17 protein-coding genes are annotated in these 19,157 nt (G+C 25.1%); 7 read left to right on the forward strand and 10 right to left on the reverse strand.

Features of this window, described 5'->3' with window-relative positions; translation table 11 throughout:
* The 6 genes from Q1J76_RS04700 to Q1J76_RS04725 all read right to left on the reverse strand — a co-directional run.
* Positions 1-421 (reverse strand): hypothetical protein (locus Q1J76_RS04700; RefSeq protein ID WP_300367526.1); only part of this gene is annotated, 421 nt, incomplete at its 3' end.
* A 154-nt stretch (positions 422-575) separates the two neighbouring features.
* Complete coding sequence (locus tag Q1J76_RS04705; RefSeq protein WP_300367529.1) at positions 576-782, reverse strand: hypothetical protein; 207 nt, start codon at positions 780-782, stop codon at positions 576-578.
* Positions 783-811: 29 nt separating this feature from the next.
* Positions 812-1,072, reverse strand: coding sequence for a hypothetical protein (locus tag Q1J76_RS04710; RefSeq protein ID WP_300367532.1), 261 nt, complete (start codon positions 1,070-1,072; stop codon positions 812-814).
* 184 nt (positions 1,073-1,256) lie between these two features.
* Positions 1,257-2,390: an RsiV family protein gene (locus tag Q1J76_RS04715; RefSeq protein WP_300367535.1), complete on the reverse strand. Its 1,134-nt coding sequence runs from the start codon at positions 2,388-2,390 to the stop codon at positions 1,257-1,259.
* Positions 2,391-2,494: 104 nt separating this feature from the next.
* A complete protein-coding gene (locus tag Q1J76_RS04720; RefSeq protein ID WP_300367538.1) occupies positions 2,495-3,664 on the reverse strand; it encodes a glycosyltransferase family 2 protein in 1,170 nt (389 codons plus the stop codon).
* A 23-nt stretch (positions 3,665-3,687) separates the two neighbouring features.
* Positions 3,688-4,899 (reverse strand): glycosyltransferase family 2 protein, encoded by a 1,212-nt coding sequence (locus Q1J76_RS04725; RefSeq protein ID WP_300367541.1) that lies wholly within the window; start codon positions 4,897-4,899, stop codon positions 3,688-3,690.
* 150 nt (positions 4,900-5,049) lie between these two features.
* Between Q1J76_RS04725 and Q1J76_RS04730 the strand changes: the two genes are divergently transcribed.
* A complete protein-coding gene (locus Q1J76_RS04730; RefSeq protein WP_300367544.1) occupies positions 5,050-7,662 on the forward strand; it encodes a homocysteine S-methyltransferase family protein in 2,613 nt (870 codons plus the stop codon).
* Between the two features lie 174 nt (positions 7,663-7,836).
* Positions 7,837-8,649, forward strand: a complete 813-nt coding sequence (locus Q1J76_RS04735) for a vitamin B12 dependent-methionine synthase activation domain-containing protein (RefSeq protein ID WP_300367547.1) — start codon at positions 7,837-7,839, stop codon at positions 8,647-8,649.
* A gap of 220 nt (positions 8,650-8,869) precedes the next feature.
* Here Q1J76_RS04735 and Q1J76_RS04740 read toward each other — a convergent pair whose 3' ends face one another.
* The gene (locus Q1J76_RS04740; protein ID WP_300367550.1) at positions 8,870-9,793 is read right to left on the reverse strand and encodes a methylenetetrahydrofolate reductase; all 924 of its coding nucleotides are present in this window, start codon (positions 9,791-9,793) and stop codon (positions 8,870-8,872) included.
* Positions 9,794-10,065: 272 nt separating this feature from the next.
* On the opposite strand from Q1J76_RS04740, the gene Q1J76_RS04745 reads away from it, so the two are divergent.
* From Q1J76_RS04745 to Q1J76_RS04765, 5 genes are all read left to right on the forward strand, one after another.
* Positions 10,066-10,605: a hypothetical protein gene (locus Q1J76_RS04745; RefSeq protein ID WP_300367553.1), complete on the forward strand. Its 540-nt coding sequence runs from the start codon at positions 10,066-10,068 to the stop codon at positions 10,603-10,605.
* A gap of 23 nt (positions 10,606-10,628) precedes the next feature.
* On the forward strand, positions 10,629-12,164 hold the full coding sequence (locus tag Q1J76_RS04750) for an NTP transferase domain-containing protein (protein ID WP_300367556.1): 1,536 nt from the start codon (positions 10,629-10,631) through the stop codon (positions 12,162-12,164).
* The gene (locus Q1J76_RS04755; protein WP_300367559.1) at positions 12,139-13,269 is read left to right on the forward strand and encodes a hypothetical protein; all 1,131 of its coding nucleotides are present in this window, start codon (positions 12,139-12,141) and stop codon (positions 13,267-13,269) included. Before Q1J76_RS04750 ends, Q1J76_RS04755 begins: the two co-directional genes overlap by 26 nt.
* 68 nt (positions 13,270-13,337) lie before the next feature.
* Positions 13,338-14,219 carry a DUF2225 domain-containing protein gene (locus tag Q1J76_RS04760; protein ID WP_300367562.1) on the forward strand — a complete coding sequence of 294 codons (882 nt, stop codon included), beginning with the start codon at positions 13,338-13,340 and terminating at the stop codon, positions 14,217-14,219.
* The gene (locus Q1J76_RS04765; RefSeq protein WP_300367565.1) at positions 14,219-15,289 is read left to right on the forward strand and encodes an LptF/LptG family permease; all 1,071 of its coding nucleotides are present in this window, start codon (positions 14,219-14,221) and stop codon (positions 15,287-15,289) included. Before Q1J76_RS04760 ends, Q1J76_RS04765 begins: the two co-directional genes overlap by 1 nt.
* Here Q1J76_RS04765 and Q1J76_RS04770 read toward each other — a convergent pair.
* The 3 genes from Q1J76_RS04770 to dxr all read right to left on the reverse strand — a co-directional run bounded on the left by Q1J76_RS04770 (position 15,286) and on the right by dxr (position 18,789).
* Entirely contained in the window at positions 15,286-15,729 is a 444-nt protein-coding gene (locus Q1J76_RS04770; RefSeq protein ID WP_300367568.1) for a GNAT family N-acetyltransferase, read from the reverse strand. The two genes, Q1J76_RS04765 and Q1J76_RS04770, sit on opposite strands and share 4 nt — an antisense overlap.
* 74 nt (positions 15,730-15,803) lie before the next feature.
* Entirely contained in the window at positions 15,804-17,540 is a 1,737-nt protein-coding gene (locus tag Q1J76_RS04775) for a proline--tRNA ligase (protein ID WP_300367571.1), read from the reverse strand.
* Positions 17,541-17,634: 94 nt separating this feature from the next.
* The gene (dxr, locus tag Q1J76_RS04780; protein ID WP_300367574.1) at positions 17,635-18,789 is read right to left on the reverse strand and encodes a 1-deoxy-D-xylulose-5-phosphate reductoisomerase; all 1,155 of its coding nucleotides are present in this window, start codon (positions 18,787-18,789) and stop codon (positions 17,635-17,637) included.
* Between the last annotated feature and the right edge of the window lie 368 nt (positions 18,790-19,157).

Here is a 19,157-nt window from a genome sequence, read left to right on the forward strand (position 1 = left end):
TATATTTCATATTGTTAATATTTTCAGTTAAACAGCATTTATTGTATAAATAAATTATCATTTCATAAATGTTAATGTCTTTACTATCTTTTTTATCCATACATATTTTTATTTTTATTAATGAAAAAAATACTATAGTGTCATAATATACTTTTCCACGCATAGCATCTTTATATTTTAAATGTTTTTTATACCTGATATTTATAATCTGGAGCATAGTTGAAATATCTATTTTATCTTTTTCGTACATATTGAAAATCATTTTGAGATCTTCGCATAATCTAATTACATTAGTTTTATAACAATCTATATAATTTACATTATTTAAGAAGTTTCTGTACTTTATTTCTGTATTGTTTTCAATAATTTGCAATATGTTATTCAGGCTACTTTTATCAAAAGTATAATATAATTTTTCCATTTTTGTTTCTCCTTTTTTTAATTATAAACTTAAACTTCTCTATTTCAATCAATTAACTTTTTTGTACCTATTATGATATTTATCTATGCTGTAATTCATTTAAAAAACTCTTCCTCTAAATCAACATTATTATCAAATAAACTATTTGAGTAAATTATTTATTATCAATGTTATTAAAGAATCTTCCTTTAGCATCAAGCATTATATATGAAGAAGTCATGTTATCATTATTTTCACTGTATATTATTTTTTCATATATAGATATTCTTCTTCTGTTATAGGTTTGTTGTTTCCTACACTTCTTCCTATTTTTATGCATGTTTCTTTGTATAATGAATCTATTCTTAAACCAATACATCATAGCATTCTAAAGTTGCTTTTAGGATAGAATTATACTTTAAAAAGATAGAACCATTGCTTACTATACTTAATATATGACCATGTGATTTTAGATAATGCAATAAATGAATATAGTTCTTGTATATAGTCGTCACCACCTACTAAATTAATATACTTAAAAGGTTTAAGTTTTTCAGCTATTTTGAATGAATTTATATTGCATGAATCTTTTGAAGCATAACAAAACTTGCAATGCATATTGCAGTTATTAATGAAATGCCAATTAAGTTTTAAACTATTAAAAATACTCATAATAAATACCTCCGAAATTAACTCGAACATATCAAAGATATTTTTTTACTAAGTATTTTTCAACTTATGATAATAGTATAGTTTATTATTTGTTTTAAGTCAAGTAATATGCTATCAAAATAATAAAAAAGAGGATAATTAATAATAACTACCCTCTTATGAACTTTATAAATAAATATTTTTATTATTCAAATATAGTTTTGTATTCGTCTTTTAAATAAGGTTTGATTTCTTCTATCGGTATTAATACTCTGGTTTCGCCTATAACATAAGCTCCTATTTCATATATTCCCCAAGTGAATACTAAACCTTTTGATGTTAGACAGAAATTATTATTTTCTAATGTAAGTTCATCTAATCCGAAATAAGAGTCAGCATTTCTGCCTTCTATTTTTACAAGTTTATCTTTTACTAAATTAAGTAAGTTAGCATCTTTTATATCTATTATTAAATCTGCTATAGTTAATTTATTTCCGTTTTCTAACGAGTATACGCTGTTTATTGTATTATAATTTCCATGTGCACCACCTGTATATTCATAAACAAATTTATTTATAGAAACTACCTTCTCACTTAAATAGTCTATACAGAATTGAGATGAATAATTTTCTATATGTGGCATATAACCTGATTGTACCCATTCATCATATAGAGGAGTCATTTTATTGCTTATTATGCTTTGAGCACTTAATAATCTTGTTAAATCACTGAATATACTTGCATCAGTTATACCAAATTCTTTATTTATGTCTAAATTGATTTTATTTATACTTTCTAAATTTTGATCGTTCTTTAAAGCAAATATAGCATTTTTAAATTGGAAAAATCTTTGACCATTAGTTGATTCAGGGGAAAGATTTGAATAAGCATATTCAATTACCATAGCACCTGTTACTGGAGTTTTTACTGCTTTGAAAGTCATTTCTTTTCCATCTATTTTAGCAACGAAAGGATATGAAATACTTGGGAAATTACCTTCTAAAGTTTTGTTGTCAAAAGAAGTTGCTGATATATTTCCTTCATCAATATCACTTGCTTTTGTAACATTAAAAATATTCCAATCTTGATTAATATCTCTGTAATATATAAATCCAAAATTCTTATCTTCATTATAATCTATTTCAGAATTGATATATTCTCCTGTGTCAGATACTAAATATACAACTTCATAATTATTAGCTTTTTCATTTTCGCTAAGTTGTAATTTTTCTACTGCCTCTGTATTATTAGAAGCGGATTCTTTTTGAGCATTATTTGAATTATTACATGATACTAAAATTAATAATCCCAATACTCCTGTTAAAAATATAGGTTTCATATCTATCCTCTTTATAAATTATTTAACTCCCAAAAATATACTATAAATATAACAAGATATTATTTTTTTTGTAAAATTTATAATTTAGTATTTATAAAAATTATTTATAAATTTAATTTGATTTTTATAAATAGTATTTTTATATATTTATTTTTTCTATCATCAGTATTTATGGAGAATATATTTCTTAATATATTACTTAATGTTATTACTATAGGTTCATCTATACATTTTTTATTTTTTATAATTATACGAATACCAAATAGCCTTACTGTAATATCAAAATCTTTAATTATAATAGAAAAGAAATACGGTTTTAATTTATTATTCAATTTTTCTATATTATCTTTTTCTATATTATAATAATTTTTTAATTTTAAATATTGATTTATAATTTCTTCATCAAAATACTTATTTATAATATTTAAGTACCTTTGCTCATTATTTTCAATTTTTTCAAATAGATACATATATTGATTATAATACAATCTAGTATATTCATATCCATAACTAATATTAGCATTTAATTTTATCAAAAAATTATAAAATTCATTTAAAGCTGATTTTACATTTTGACATATATATTCATATTTTTCTAAATTAATTTCATCATTATTCTTTGTACTAATACTAATATCAGTATTATATATATAAAGATTATTATGCAAAATAAAAATAGATTTGGCATAATAAAGTCCAATTAAACATTGCAGCATATCTTCAGAATAAATTAATTTAATGTCTTTAGTATTTTCAACTATTTTATTTATTATTTCTTTATTAAAAAATTTTCCGCACATATTGTGTGGTATTTTTTTATCTATAGCTTCATTCATCAGATAATCTGTATGAATATTATATCTGTTTGTAAGTAAAGACCATTGCATATCTTTAGAATTTCTATTAGAAATTATTTTAACGCCAAAATATATTATATCATAATCATTGTTTTTAATGCATTCAAATACTTCCTTACAAGTATTAATATCTAATTCATCATCAGAGTCTACATAAGTTATGTATTTGCCATTTGCTTTTATACTGCCATTTTTTCTTGAAATCAAAGTACCTTTATTAATTTCATGTTCTATATAAATTAATCTATCATCATTTTTTATATAACTTTTTATTATTTCACCTGAATTATCAGTTGAACAATCATTTACTACTATTATTTCTATATCTTTAAAAGTTTGACTGATTAAACTATCTAAACATCTTTTTAAATATTTTTCAGTATTATATACTGGTACTATTATTGAAAAGAAAGGCATTATATTATACTCCATATTTTCTTTTATTTTAATTTTATTTTTATAAATAATATTTTTATATATTTATTTTTTCTATCATCAGTATTTATAGAAAATATATTTTTAAGTAATGAATTAAATGATATTATTATATATTCATTAAATTGTTTTTTGCTTTTTATATTTATTTTTATTCCAAAAATTTTAATATTTATATTGTATTCATATATTATAATTGAAAAAAAGTATGGTGTAAGTTTATTAATAATTTTTTTATATTTATTTTCTTTTAATTCATTATATTCTTTTATTTTTAAATATTTATTTATGATATTTATATCAAAATGACTTATTAATATTTTTGTATATTCATTTTTATTTTCATTATCTATTATTTTTTCTTTTAAAAATCTGTATTGGTTATAATATATAGTATAATAGTAAAATCCATATAATATTTCAGTACCTTGTTTTTTTAAAAATTCTAAAAATTCATTACATGCAATAGAAGAACATTCGCATAAATAATTATAAGAATCATAGCTTAAACTGGATGTATTTTTATTGCTTTCCCCAATACTTATATAATAATAATATAATTGTTTGTTTATAGATAAATAAGACGAAGCAAAGTAGAAAATCATTAATGATTGTAGCATATCCTCAGCATTCATTAGCCTTATATCAGGTATATATTCTGTAATTTTTTTTATTATATAGGCTTTATAAGCTTTACCCCACATATTATGTGGTATCTTTTCTTGCACAATTTCACTTAATAAATATTCTTCATCTATTAAACTTCTATTTGAAGATATATACCATTTAACTTTATTGATTGCTTTTATTTTTTCTTTTTTAGTTAGATTATTATTACCATCTAAAATTGCTTTTGAATTAAAATGTATAATATCTGCCTCTTTTATTTTATATGCATTATATATTTCTTGGCACATATTTATATTAACTTCATCATCAGAATCTATATAAACAATATATTTTCCTGATGATTTTATATTACCTGTTTTTCTAGCTAATAATAATCCTCTATTTACTTCATGTTTAATATAAATTATTCTATTATCATTATTATATTGAGAAACTATTTCATCGCAGTTTTGAGGAGAACAATCATTTATTATTATTATTTCTATATCTTTGAATGTTTGATTAATTACACTATCTAAACATCTTTTTAAATATTTTTCAGTATTATATACTGGAATGATTATTGAAAAGAAAGGAATTTTATTCATAAGAAACTCTAATATTAATTAATGTTATAAATTATAAAATATGGAATTAAAATGTCAATATATTATTTTCTTATTTATCAATACCTTGTTATATTTATAATTTCATATTAGAATATTTACTAAAATAATTTTATATACTTAGGGTATTTAATGAAAAATATAAAAGAAAGATTAAAAGAACTTATAACAGAACAATATTTAATCATAGATGGTGCCACAGGTACAGAATTACAGAAGAAAGAAATTAATAAAGAATCTTGGATTATAGATGGGAATAATGTAGAAGGCTGTAATGAAATATTAAATATAACTGCTCCAAATATAATGAAAGAAATACATACGGATTATTTAAATTCTAATGCCAATATAATAAAAACCAATAGCTTTGGTGCTATACCTTGGGTTTTAAGTGAATATGATATAGCTGATAAAACTTATGAGCTTGCTAAAAGTGCAGTATTGATAGCGAATGAGGCAAGAGAAGAATATTTAAAAAATCCAAATTCAAAAGGAGATTTAAATAGAGATATTTTTGTTGCGGGAAGTTTGGGACCGGGAGTAAAACTTCCAAGTTTAGGGCAAATCTCTTTTGATGAGATGTATGAAGGTTATGTTAAAGCTGCAAAAGGTTTAATTGATGGAGATGCTGATATAATCCTTTTAGAAACGGCACAAGATGTTTTGCAATTAAAATCAGCTATACTTGCATGTAATGATGTATCTAGAGAATTAAATAAAGAAATTCCAATAATGGTTTCTGTAACTATAGAAAAGGAAGGTACTATGCTTTTGGGTACTGATATAGAAACAGCATATACAATACTTTCTAATTTAGATATATTTTCTATAGGAATGAATTGCGGAACAGGTCCTGACATGGCAACTCGTCATATAAAGAAACTTGCAGAAATATCATGTCTGCCTATATCAATGCATTGTAATGCTGGACTTCCAGAAAATAGAGGCGGAAAAGCATATTATAATATGACTCCTGAAGAATTTGCTAATATAAATAGTGAGTTTTTTAATTTGAATGGACTTTCATTTATAGGAGGATGCTGCGGTACTACCCCATTGCATATAGAGGCTTTATCAAAAAAAGTAGAAGGTGTAAAACCTAAAAAAACTGCATTAGATAAACCAAGAGCATATATAGCAAGTTTATTCAATATAGTTAGTATCAAACAAGAGCCTGCACCCTTGATGATTGGTGAGAGAAGTAATGCTAGTGGAAGTAAAATATTTAGAGAGCTTATGATAGCAAATGATATAGACGGTATACTTGATGTGGGAATAAAGCAAGTTAAAGCAGGAAGCCATGCCATAGATGTTAATGCTGCTTGGGCTGGAAGAAATGAAATAGAGGATATTAAAAAAATTATTTCAGCTTATGTTAAACAAATTTCACTGCCTTTAGTTATAGATGCAATAAAACCTAATGTTATAGAATCAGCTTTAAAAGTATATGGAGGAAAACCAATAATAAATTCCGCTAATATGGAGCAAGGCGAAGAAAAATTTGATACTATATGTTCAATGGCTAAAAGATATGGTGCTTCTATTATGCTTCTTACAATAGATGAAAAATCAATGGCACTTACATGTGAAGATAAATTGAGGATGGCTGAAAGAATGTATAACCGTGCTGTTAATGTACATAAAATACTTCCTCATGATATAATATTCGATCCTCTTACATTTACTTTGGCTAGTGGTGATGAAAAAAGTTTTGCTGCAGGTATTGAAACATTGAATGCTATTAAGGAACTTACAAAAAAATATCCTGAATGTTCTATAAGTTTGGGAGTATCTAATATATCTTTCGGACTTAAAGAAGAAGCAAGAAAAATAATGAATTCAGTATTCTTGTATGAGGCTATTAATCATGGACTTACTACTGCTATTGTTAATGTTGCCCAGATACTTCCGCTTTCAAAAATAAATGAAAATGAAATAGAATTAGCAAGAGCATTAATTTATAATAGAAGCAATACTAAAGAACCTCTTATTAATTATATCAATCATTTCTCTGATAAAAAAGAAAAGAAAGAATTATTAAATAATGAAGAAAATATAAAGAAGCCTTTAAGAGAAGCTATAAGAGATGCTATGCTTGACGGTGAATGGAAAGATATGCAGAATTTGCTCAATGAAGTAAAAGAAAACAGTGAAGATTTTGGAGGAGAAAAGAAATTTGCACAAGTTATTATTGATGAAATACTTCTTCCTACAATGGCTGATATAGGAGTTAAATTTGGAGAAGGTACTATACAGCTTCCATTTGTTTTGGGTTCTGCTGAAGTTATGAAAAAAAGTGTTGATTTCTTATCTGAATTTTTAGAGAAAAAGAAACAGGATAAAACTGCTAAAATTATACTTGGTACTGTAGCAGGAGATGTGCATGATGTAGGTAAAAATTTAGTAGAAATAATCATAAAGAATAATGGATTTGAAACAGTTAATCTTGGAACTAAAGTATCTATAGAAAAATTTATAGAAGCTTATAAGGAACATAATGCAGATTGTATAGGTATGTCTGGGCTTTTGGTAAAATCTACTGAAGTGATGAAAGATAATCTTGCTTATATAAGAGAAAAAGGATTAAAGATACCTATTCTTCTTGGAGGAGCAGCACTTACAAGAGAGTTTGTTGAAAATGACTGCCAAAAAGTTTATGGGGATACTGAGCAAATATTTTATTGTAAGGACGGTTTTGATGGTATCTTGGCTATAAAAGAAGTAATAGCAGATAGAGATAAATAAAAATAATAATAAAAAAAGCCAGCTAGTGATTTATTCGCTAACTTATTATAGGAATGCATTATGAGATGTGCTTTGTGGGGAAGATAGTAATAAATAAAAAGTAAGCCTAATCCAGTAAATAAATTTATTTACTATTATAAGAGAAGGCAAATATAGAAATAATAAGGAATTTATATGCCTGAAATAAATCATAAAAATCATGAACATTATACAAATAAGCCACCATTTTATGGAAGGAAAATTTTTGAATTTAATAAAGATATAGAAAAAGAAGCTTTTGATATGATAAATAAAGTTAGACTTTTCAGAGCAGGATTTGGTTATTCTACTAAAAATCAGGATATGGAAAAATATAATGAAATGATAAAAACTAAAGTAGAGCCTAAATATGATGAAATGAAAAGTAATATCATGGAAAATAATTTACTTGAGCCTGTAATGATTTACGGATTCTACAAAACTGTTACAGAGAATGATAAGCTTTATATTTATGATGTTGATTTTGAAACTAATGAATTAAAAACAGAAAAAATAGAAATACCTTTAGAGCGTATGGAGAAAGAACCTTACAATTCTATAGTAGATTTTTTTGATAAGGAAAAAGATATTATTGGTTTTACATTGGTAAGCCTTGGAGATAAGTATCATGAATTTTTAAAAGGGTTATATGATAATGATGATTATAAGGATTATTATTTTTATAATGCATTAGGTACTCATATAATAGAGAATTATGTTGATATACTTCAATCTCATATGGATAATTTACTTAATCTAAATAATAATGGTAAAAGACAGCATGTAGGATGCAGATATTCTTTCGGTTACAAGGCATTGAGCAATATGTATGGCAACAGAATAATTTTTGATAAATTAAAACCTGAAGAATTTAATGTTACTCTTACAGAAAGCTATATGATGAATCCAGAACTTAGTACATGTGCTATAGTTGCATTCTGTGAGAATTCTTATTACTTTGCTAATTAATTTTATTTATAATTTTTATGTTTTTTAATTTGTTTATTATAGTACTAAAGAGTATAGCTCTATTAAAACTATATAATTATTAAATATGATTTTTGATATGAATATTGGTTAGATATATTATTTAAATTAAATGTTCTGTATGTGAATGACACTAGATTTTTGGAAAAAAATTTAATCATTCTTTAATTATAGATGATGTAAAATAAAAAAATATATAAAGTTAAATATTTTTTAATAAATTTACAACGAACTCATAATTATTTAAACACATTATATGCATTTTCTTATGCATTTTTATCATATCATTAAATAAGTTAGTTGATAATTCTACAGCAGTTTTTTTCTCTTCTTCAGGAGATTTATCGCTTGCCTTTTTTAATTTATTAAGCCAAGTTTCAGGAATATAAGCTCCAGGAAGTTTATAGTATATAAAGTATGCAGTTTTATAAGTTAATACAGGAAAGAATCCCGGTACCAATATAGGTTTTTCTTTCAGAGGAAGCTCATCTATCCATTTTAATAAAAGTTCTAGCCTTTCAATTTCGTATATTGGCTGAGTGAATATTGCCCTAACACTAGAATTAGCCTTTTTAGCAAGTCTTAATTTTAAAGTATCATTATTTTTGGCATAACTATTTATTACACAGAAAGGATATATGTATTTTAATTGTTCTTTAAAAATAAAATCTCCTAAACTTTTTCCTTTATTTAAGTCTTTTATTATTTTTATTAAAAGTTCTGAGTTTCCTTCAAACACTGCTTTAGCTTGTTTTTGATTTCCATTGTTAATAGCATCACCTGTAACTGCAAGAACCATTCTTATATCAAAATAATTAGCTCCTATTAAATCATTTTGTAAAGCTATTGAATTTCTATCTCTCATACTTTGAGTTGTAATGAAAGGTTTATTATTATTTAATCTTTGTTTTAATTGTAAAGCTGCAAGTATTGATGATATTTTCAAATTGGCAAAAGGAGAATCTGTTACAACAAAACCATCTACATAATCAGATATATTTGAAGTATTGATTTTTTCTACCATATATTCCAAATCATATTTTGCTTGTGGGGATATTTCTAATGTAAAAGTATATTCATTTTTGTTTTCTAATTTTTCTATAAAATTTTCTACATAATTATTCATAATTTTATCCTAAATATTATGTTAATATCCTACTAAAAAAACAAAAAAAGTCAATTAAAAAATAATGATACTAATAAGATATATTTGCATAAAATATTTTGTTATAAAAGGTATAGAAATATCAGATATTTTAAGATTTTTACTATCTCTAATAGTTACTGAAATTATGATAAATGAAATGAAAAGAAATTCATAACTATAAAAAGTCATTTAACATAATATATTTATTAAATTAGTCTTGAAGTTTTTGTATATAGATATATAATGCTAATATGGAAATAAAAGATTCTACTAGAAGTGCATTGGTAAGAAAAGGTAATGAACTTTTCAATCAAAAAGATATAGAAGGTGCTTATAGATGCTATATTACAGCTTCTTATTATGGTGGTATAGAAAAAATAGCAGATTATTATAATTTTGAAAAAAAAAATATAATAAAGGCTATGCAGCTCTATAAGTTTATAATGAAAGAAGATTCAAATCTGGGTGGAAATGTCAGAGCCAAACAAAAATTGAATAAATTATCTGAATCTGTAGTTAAAGTGTTGAGAAAATGGCTTAAAGAAGATGAAACTTTTAATGATGATAAAAATGATAAATTAGAATTGTATGGTAAAAATGCATTTCTGTCAAATAATTATAATAAAAATAGTTTAGATGATATTTTAAATGCGAAAGAAGAATTAGAAAATAAAGATAATATATTAAAAATTAATAATAAAACAGTAAAATCAGATTTTTATTCAAAAGCTTCAAATATAAAGAAACCTGTATTTGAAAAAATATATACAAATAAACAAAATAAAAAATAAAACATTATAATCAGGAGTTATCTATGGAAAAAAATGTAGTTGGAATTGAGAATGCTCTTGCTTCTTTATCATCAAAATTTTCAAAGAATGATACTTTAGTGATAATATTAGCTGCTGGTCATGGTAAAAGAATAAGAAGTTCTACATCTAAGATGCTTCACACAATATGGGGAGTTCCTAGTATAGAAAGAGTTAGACTTGCTGTTAGAAATGGCATGCCTAAAAGCAATATTACTATAGTAGTAGGAATAAAGGCATTAGATGTTGCAAATGCAGTGGGAAAACAATCCAATACTAATTTTGCATATCAGGAAGAGCAGAGAGGTACTGGGCATGCTGTAAAGATAGGGCTTGATAAAAGTGATTTAAAAAATATAAAGTATTGTTATGTAATATATGCAGATATGGGACTTATAGATTCTGATACTATGAAAGAGTTTCATGAAGAATTTTTAAAGTCAAAAACTGATATGATAGTTATGACTGCTATGTATGATGGACCTAAGGGTAGCAACTATTATGGAAGGATTTTGAGAGGAAGAGGATTAACTTATGATGGTCAGAAAAGTAAATATAGACAAGGCTCTCAAGGTAATGTTATAGGAGTTATAGAGTATAAAGATATACTTGCAATGAAAGAAGATGAAAAGCTTTATAAATTATATAAAGATGAAAAATTTTCTTATGAAAAAGATGAGCTTTTAGATAATTTTAATGAATATGTGGCAGGTATTTATGGTTTTAAAATGAAGCCTTTAGAAGAGCTTATTCAAAAATTAGAGTCTAATAATGCACAGAATGAGCTTTATTTAACTGATTTAATAGAAATTTTTATTAATAATAATTTATCAATATCAACTTATATGCCTAAAGATAGTAGGGTTGTTTTGGGTTTCAACGATAAAACAGTTCTTAAAGAAATGGAAGCTATTGCTAGATCTAATGTATATAATAAATTAAAAAATATAATTACTATATATGATGGAGAAGATTTCTTTATAGATGATAGTGTGGTAGAACAGATACTTGAAAGAGATAAAGATGAAAAGCCACTTGATATATATGTAGGTAAAGGTGCTTATATTGGAAAGGGAGTTACTCTTAATTATGGAGTTACAATATCTCATGGGGCAAAGATAGAGGGTAATGTATATCTTGGAGAACATGCATATATTGAAGATAATGTTCTGCTTTCTTGTTTAGAAAATCAGAAGCTTATATTAGATGATAATGTGAAAATATACTCTGGAAATCAGATTAAAGGAAATGTATATATAGGTAAAAATACAACTTTAGAGAGAGGAGTTAATGTTACAGGAAGTGATAATAACCCTGTTAATATTGGTTCTAATGTACTCATTAAAGGTGTAAGTTATTTATACGGCTCTATTGTTGATGATAATGCCTATATAGAACATTGTATATTTTATTATTCACATATAAAGGCATTGCTTGATGATAAAGGAAATATAATAAAGTGCAGATTTATAAGACCTAAAGAGGAAGGTACAGAATCCGTTACTAAAATAGAAGATGTTAAAAAATCTAAAAAGAAATAGTGCATTAATTGTTATTATAATAATATCAATATATTTAAGTTTAAATGCACAGTATCAGAAAGAAATTATAAAAGATGCCCCTCCAATTACGGGGCATTATGTTAGAATGAGCGGTTTTGAATCTCTTTCTACTTGGTCTATAGCCTCATTGCGGGAAGAACCATACATCAGTGGATTATTTATAGATAGTTGTAATAATGTTCATTTTTCATATTATGATAATCTATTAAATACCGCAGTATATGTTACTGGAAAAGATGGTAAATTCAGCAGAACCATATTAGACAATAATAGAGAATTAGGAAGCTTGATTACTACAGCACTTAATAATAGTCATGTTCATGTATCTTATAATAAAGCGAATAAAATATTATATGTCAATAATAATTCTGGAACTTTTAATAATTATACTATGGATTTGAGACAAAATAGAAAAATTATAGATTTGAAATTGGTAATGTCGGCATTCAATTATCCAACATTATTTTTTATAGACGATAGAGGAATATTATCTGTATCTAGATTTTATAGAGATAATTTCTTTTCCGACTTTGTATATACAAATAAAATTGTCGATAGTGTTTATCCTATTGCAGAAAAAGATGGATATGCTTTATATATTCATGAGTATGAAACTGGGAATATATTTTATGGTTCAAGAAAAACTAATACAGCATTCAAATTTTTTGATGATAGAGCAATAGTTACTAATTCTAGTATTTATTCTGTTAATTATGAAGAGCATAATAGATTTAATATAATATATATCACAAAAGATAATCACAAAACTATTAATTATACAAGATTCTATGATGGTGTATTTACAAATGATATTATAGTGTCAGAAGATGAAAATATAATTTCATTGGATTCGGATTTAGATTATGCATCACAAACTATGGTTTTATATACTAGAGAGAATGGGAATAAATATTTATTCATAGATAATAGAATAATAGACTTATCTGTTTTGGGAACCAGCATTGGTAATGTAAGATTAAAATCAGCACAATATCCTTATTTTTACATACTATATTATAATGATGTATTCGATGAATTGAGAATTACTAAACTGAATATAAGTGATATTGAAAAATTAAAATAAACCGATAATTAATTTAACATTTTTTTATTATAAATGTTTATAAAAATAAGGAAAAAGTAGGATTTTTTATGAGTGATGAACAAGCAAAAGTATCTTTTATGGAGAAAAACCCAAGAACTTGTCCAGTATGTAAGAATGAATTTTATCATGAAATGCTTCTTACAGGAGGCGGAAGATTAATTGCTGGTAAATTAAGAAATGATTTAAGAAGAACTTATGAAAAAAGCAAAAAATATGGAACAGTTTATCCTTTAATATATGTAGTAGTTGTATGTCCTCATTGTTTGTATGCTGCTTTTCAGGAGGATTTTAATTTAATAGATCATAGACAAATAGAAGAGGCTTCAGATACAGCAAAACAGAGAAATAAATATATGTCAGAGTTTTTTGGAAATGATATAGATTTTACTAGACATAGAACCCTTTTAGAAGGTGCTGCTAGTTATTTTCTAGCATTAGATGGTTATCGTTATCATGGAAAGGATACCGCTCCTACTTTGAAAAAAGCTTTATGTGCTTTAAGATTAAGTTGGACTTTAGAAGATTTGGCAAGTATATATCCTAATGAAAATTATGATAGGCTTATTCCTTTCTTTCAATATAAGGCTAGCGAATTATATACTGCCTCTATAGAATATATGCAAAATGGAAGAGAAAATTTTGAAAAATTAAAATCATTCGGACCTGATATAGATAATAATTTTGGATATGAAGGTATGCTTTATATGGGGGCATTACTTGGAATGGATGCTTCAAAATTTATTCCAGACCCTAAAGTAAAGGTTCAAACTTTAGTGCAGGCTAAAAGAAAAATAAGCAAGATATTTGGATCTGGAAAAAGTAGTAAATCAAAGCCTTCTGCATTACTTGAAAAAATAAAAGAACTTCATGTTGCTATAGGGGAAGAATTAAATCATCTAAATGAGGAATATGGTATAGATATAAGTTAATGAAGAAATTGAGTATTTATCTATTAAAAGAATTCTTATCTTTTTTCTTTGGATCTCTATTTCTATTTGTGGTATTAGTTACAATAGCAGACTTGAGTAGTAGATTATCATTTTATACAGAGCACCCTGAATTAATTAACTATTTTATTACATACCATTTAGCAAGAGCTCCACATAATACATATTATATATTTCCTGTAGCTTTAATGTTTTCATCTACTTATGTATTGGGTAATTTTGTAAAAAACAAGGAAATGTTAGCAGTAGAGAATTCAGGTATTAGTTTATTCAAATTTTCTATGCCTATATTTACTATAGTTATAGTATTATGTCTTCTTTTAGTTTTCTTCTGGGAATTTGTAGCTGCCCCTTTGAATAAGGTATCTTTTGAGGCAAATGATGCAATGCGTGGAAATCAAAAAGCATCAAAAAGTGGTCCTTGGCAAATTTTTGGAGGAAATAATTATTTATATTTCATAGAAACTTATTTTTACAAAGAACAATATATGACAAATACAATAATCTTAAAAATAAATGATGATGGTGGAATAAAATTTAGAATATCAAGTCCATATATACAATGGAGTACTAATGATAGAAAATGGTATGTTCAAAATGGAATATTAACAACATTTACAGATAATAAAGAAATAGATGTGAAAGAAATTAATAATTATCCATTAGATGTTTTAGAAAGACCTGAGCATTTTTATGGAAGACCACCATTGGATTCTATGAGTATAAGTGAAGAAGCAAATATTATAAAATTACAAAAAGAAGTTAATATGAATACTTCTAGATTAGAAACAGATATGCATTATAGAATATCATATTGTTTTTCTGGATTTATTATTGTTTTACTTGCATCATTATTTTCAAAATTTTCTACACAAAGTGTATTAGTTATTAGCTTAGTTATGGTTATAATAGTTGCACTTCTTTATTATTCTATAGTTATGATATTTAGATCTATGGGTGAGGCTGGAAACTTTAATCCTTTTATTGCAGCTTGGATGCCAAATATTATATTTTCTTTACTTTGTATATTAGCTTTCAAAAAATTCTATTAATTAATATATTTCTTTTCCATTATAATGGAATTAAATTTATTATTATAATATTTTTTTCTTATAGCTATTTCTTTTAATCCATTTCTTTGATAAAAGTTTTTAGCATTAATATTATTTTCATGCAAATCTAATTTTATGCTTTTAATATTATTTTTTTGGGCATCATCAAATAAATATGACAATAGTTTTTTTCCATAGCCTAAATTATTTGGATATGAAGCTATAAATATTATATCTATATCAGGCTCTAATAAAAAATATATTAAAAAACCTGTAATTTGATCATCATTTTTAATTATAATTACTTTATGATATTTATCTTCGATATAATGTTTGATATGAGTTTGAGATAAATTAATATACTTACTTTTTGAAGATATTAGAAGAATAGAATCTATTATGTTATCGTCAATACTATTTACTATTTCTATATTTTCCATAATTCAATGCAAAAATAAAGATGGATAAGAAATAGATAATTACTATTCTATTCATCTTTATTAAATTAATAATATTATAATTTACTATTTATCTCATCAAATAATTCTTTCTTTTTGTTTTTAACATATTCGATTATATCTTCAATTTTGACTTCAACACTTTCTGAAGAACTTCTAAGTTTAAACTCAACAACATTTTTCTGAAGAGATTTTTTACCTACTATTATTCTCATAGGGATTCCTATTAAATCACTGTCATTTAATTTAACTCCAAATCTTTCTTTTCTGTCATCAAAGATAGTTTCTATACCAATAGAGTTTAAAGAATTATAAATCTCTTCTGCTTTTTTGAATGAATCTTCAGTTTCTTTATCAATAGCAACTACTATAGCTTCATAAGGAGCAACACTTATAGGGAAAATAATTCCTTTATCATCATAATTCTGTTCTATAACGGAAGCCAAAGCTCTATTAATTCCAATACCATAACAACCCATTATAGGAGTAATTTCTTTATTATTCTCATCTAATACTTTAAAATTGAAAGCCTCAGTGTATTTATCCCCTAGTTTGAATATATGCCCTAATTCTAAACCTTTTTTCTGATATAAAACTTCACCGCATTGAGTACATCTATCGCCTTCTTTTACCATTCTAAAATCTCCCCATATATCAACATTAAAATCTCTAGTAATATTAACATTTTTTATATGAGTGTCATCTTTATTACCGCCTGCTATTGCATCGGATACAGATTTTATAGAATTATCTGCAAATATTCTCACTTTCTTTTTCAATCCTATAGGAGAAGCAAAACCTACCCTAGCCCCTGTAACTTCTTTTACAGTATCTTCATTTGCAAGTTCTATATCAAGTCCCCCTAATGCATTTGAAAGTTTTGTTTCATTAATTTCTAAATCTCCTCTTATGGCAACTAGTATAATTTCATCTTCCTCAGTTTTATAAATAATGCTTTTAATAAAGTTCTTTGAAGAAGTGTTGAATAATTTTTCTAAATCATTAATAGTTTTTATATCAGGGGTATGAACTTCTTCTATAGATTTATCAGTATAAGAAGATGGAACTTCATCATCTTTTGCATTTGCCTTTTCAATATTTGCTCTGTAATCACATTTAGAACAAAAAATGATTGTCTCCTCTCCTACTTCACTTAATACCATAAACTCTTCGCTTCCTTCTCCGCCCATAGCTCCACTGTCCGCTTTTACACTTACAGTATCAAGTCCCATTCTTTTAAATATTTTTGTATAAGCTTTGCTCATATCATTATAAGTTTTATCAAGACATTCTTTAGTTATATGAAATGAATAAGCATCTTTCATAGTAAATTCTTTAGAGCGTATAACTCCGAATCTTGGTCTTATTTCATCTCTAAACTTCGTATGTATTTGATATAATGTAACAGGAAAATCTTTATATGACTGTATTTCATTTTGTACTGTTATAGTGAAAGCCTCTTCATGAGTAGGTCCCATAGCCATATCAACATCATTTCTATCTTTTAATCTAAATAACTCTTTTTTAAATCTTTCCCATCTTTCTGAAGGTGTTAATAATTCCTTTGAAACAAGTATGGGCATTATGCATTCATTAGAACCTATAGCATCCATTTCTTCTCTTACTATATTAGATATTTTATTTAATACTCTAACTCCAAGAGGCAGATAAGAATAAAGTCCATTTGATATTTTTCTTGCAAGTGCTGCTCTTAACATTAATTTATTTGAAGCTATAACTGCATAGCTTGGAGTTTCTTTTAATGTTGGCATAAATAATTTTGATAAACGCATTATATTTCCCTTAAAAAAGATTTAAATTTTTATTGATTATTAATGATATATTATAAAATTAAAATTATCAACTATATTAACATTAAATAGATTTTTATTTACACATAGAATCAATTATACAAGTAGTTTCTTTTCTTATTTCACTATCCATATTGATAATATTATCTATTGTCAATGGTATATTTATTTCTCTATTTACAGCCTTTGAAACAATATCAAATATATCTGTAAATCCTATTTTTCTTTGTAAGAATGAATACACACATATTTCATTAGCGGCATTTAATATACAAGGATAAAGTCCTCCTTGCTTTCCGCATTCATAAGCTAATCTAAGCATAACAAATTTATCAAAATCCATTTTATAAAAATTTATTTCCGAATGTTCATATAGTTTTAATTTTTCAAAAGGAGTTTCTCTTATTTCTGGATAAGTTAATGCATGCTGTATAGGAAGACGCATATCATTTTTACCAATCTGGGCATATATCTCTCCATCACTCATTTCTATCATAGAATGTATCAAACTTTGCGGGTGAATAATAGTTTCTATTTTATCATAATCCAAATTAAATAAATGATGAGCTTCTATAACTTCAAAACCTTTATTCATCATTGTAGCACTGTCTATAGTGATTTTACTTCCCATAGACCAAGTCGGATGTTTTAAAGCCATTTCTACAGTAACATTTTTTAATTCTTCTTTAGGAGTTTTGAAAAAAGGTCCTCCTGATGCTGTTATTATTACTTTTGAAAGTGAAGTTTGAGGAAAATGCCTTAACATTTGAAATATTGCAGAATGCTCACTGTCTATAGGTATTAAACTTGCATTATACTCTTTTAATAATTTATTTATTATATCTCCACCTACAACCAAAGTTTCTTTATTGGCTAATGCTATTATTTTTCCTTTTTTTATAGCTTCTATTGTAGGTAAGAATCCTGAATATCCAGTTAGAGCATTTACCAATATATCAAAATCTGTATCTCTTACAAAATCAGCTATGCTTCCTTCGTATATATTGATATTATTAGCACAATCATAATTTTTGAAAATATTTTCTGCATTTTTATCTGATATATTTATAGTTTTAGGTGTAAACTCCAAACATAAATCTTTTAATATTTCAACTCTGCTGTTTGCTGACATACCTATTATTTCAAAGTCATTATTAAACTCTCTAACTACTGAACATGTGTTTGTGCCAATAGAACCTGTAGCTCCCAATAAAAGAATTCTTTTTTTCATATACTAACTCAATTTATAAAATATTATTTTTATTTATAATAGAGTTATTTTAAAATTATTTCAATTATAAAATATGTATAAATAAAAAATAAACTTGATTCAAAACAAATATTTATATGTTTTATCTTTTGATTTAATTTCTTTTAAATGTATATCCTTTTTTGTGTTTGTAATAAATCACTTGAAAGCATCAAATACTTCTTTTCATTTATTATGTTAATTTCGTAGTATTTTGAGCATTAATTTTATTTTGTACTACATATTCAAATATTGAAGTAAGTCTTTTATATTATTAAAAGTTTTTTATTTAGTATATATAATATGTTTTATATTATTATCGATGTTCTAAGCATATTTTTTATTATTTG

Source organism: Brachyspira sp. (assembly GCF_029258575.1).
GTDB lineage: Bacteria > Spirochaetota > Brachyspiria > Brachyspirales > Brachyspiraceae > Brachyspira.

Bases quoted from the DNA above. Each gene is read 5' to 3' on its own strand.
- Q1J76_RS04730 (WP_300367544.1), top strand. From the start codon at position 5,050: ATGAAAAATATAAAAGAAAGATTAAAAGAACTTATAACAGAACAATAT.
- Q1J76_RS04765 (WP_300367565.1), top strand. From the start codon at position 14,219: ATGAAGAAATTGAGTATTTATCTATTAAAAGAATTCTTATCTTTTTTC.
- dxr (WP_300367574.1), bottom strand. From the start codon at position 18,789: ATGAAAAAAAGAATTCTTTTATTGGGAGCTACAGGTTCTATTGGCACA.
- Q1J76_RS04740 (WP_300367550.1), bottom strand. From the start codon at position 9,793: ATGAATAATTATGTAGAAAATTTTATAGAAAAATTAGAAAACAAAAAT.
- Q1J76_RS04710 (WP_300367532.1), bottom strand. From the start codon at position 1,072: ATGAGTATTTTTAATAGTTTAAAACTTAATTGGCATTTCATTAATAAC.
- Q1J76_RS04715 (WP_300367535.1), bottom strand. From the start codon at position 2,390: ATGAAACCTATATTTTTAACAGGAGTATTGGGATTATTAATTTTAGTA.
- Q1J76_RS04745 (WP_300367553.1), top strand. From the start codon at position 10,066: ATGGAAATAAAAGATTCTACTAGAAGTGCATTGGTAAGAAAAGGTAAT.
- Q1J76_RS04750 (WP_300367556.1), top strand. From the start codon at position 10,629: ATGGAAAAAAATGTAGTTGGAATTGAGAATGCTCTTGCTTCTTTATCA.
- Q1J76_RS04720 (WP_300367538.1), bottom strand. From the start codon at position 3,664: ATGCCTTTCTTTTCAATAATAGTACCAGTATATAATACTGAAAAATAT.
- Q1J76_RS04705 (WP_300367529.1), bottom strand. From the start codon at position 782: ATGATGTATTGGTTTAAGAATAGATTCATTATACAAAGAAACATGCAT.
- Q1J76_RS04735 (WP_300367547.1), top strand. From the start codon at position 7,837: ATGCCTGAAATAAATCATAAAAATCATGAACATTATACAAATAAGCCA.
- Q1J76_RS04775 (WP_300367571.1), bottom strand. From the start codon at position 17,540: ATGCGTTTATCAAAATTATTTATGCCAACATTAAAAGAAACTCCAAGC.
- Q1J76_RS04760 (WP_300367562.1), top strand. From the start codon at position 13,338: ATGAGTGATGAACAAGCAAAAGTATCTTTTATGGAGAAAAACCCAAGA.
- Q1J76_RS04770 (WP_300367568.1), bottom strand. From the start codon at position 15,729: ATGGAAAATATAGAAATAGTAAATAGTATTGACGATAACATAATAGAT.
- Q1J76_RS04725 (WP_300367541.1), bottom strand. From the start codon at position 4,899: ATGAATAAAATTCCTTTCTTTTCAATAATCATTCCAGTATATAATACT.
- Q1J76_RS04755 (WP_300367559.1), top strand. From the start codon at position 12,139: ATGTTAAAAAATCTAAAAAGAAATAGTGCATTAATTGTTATTATAATA.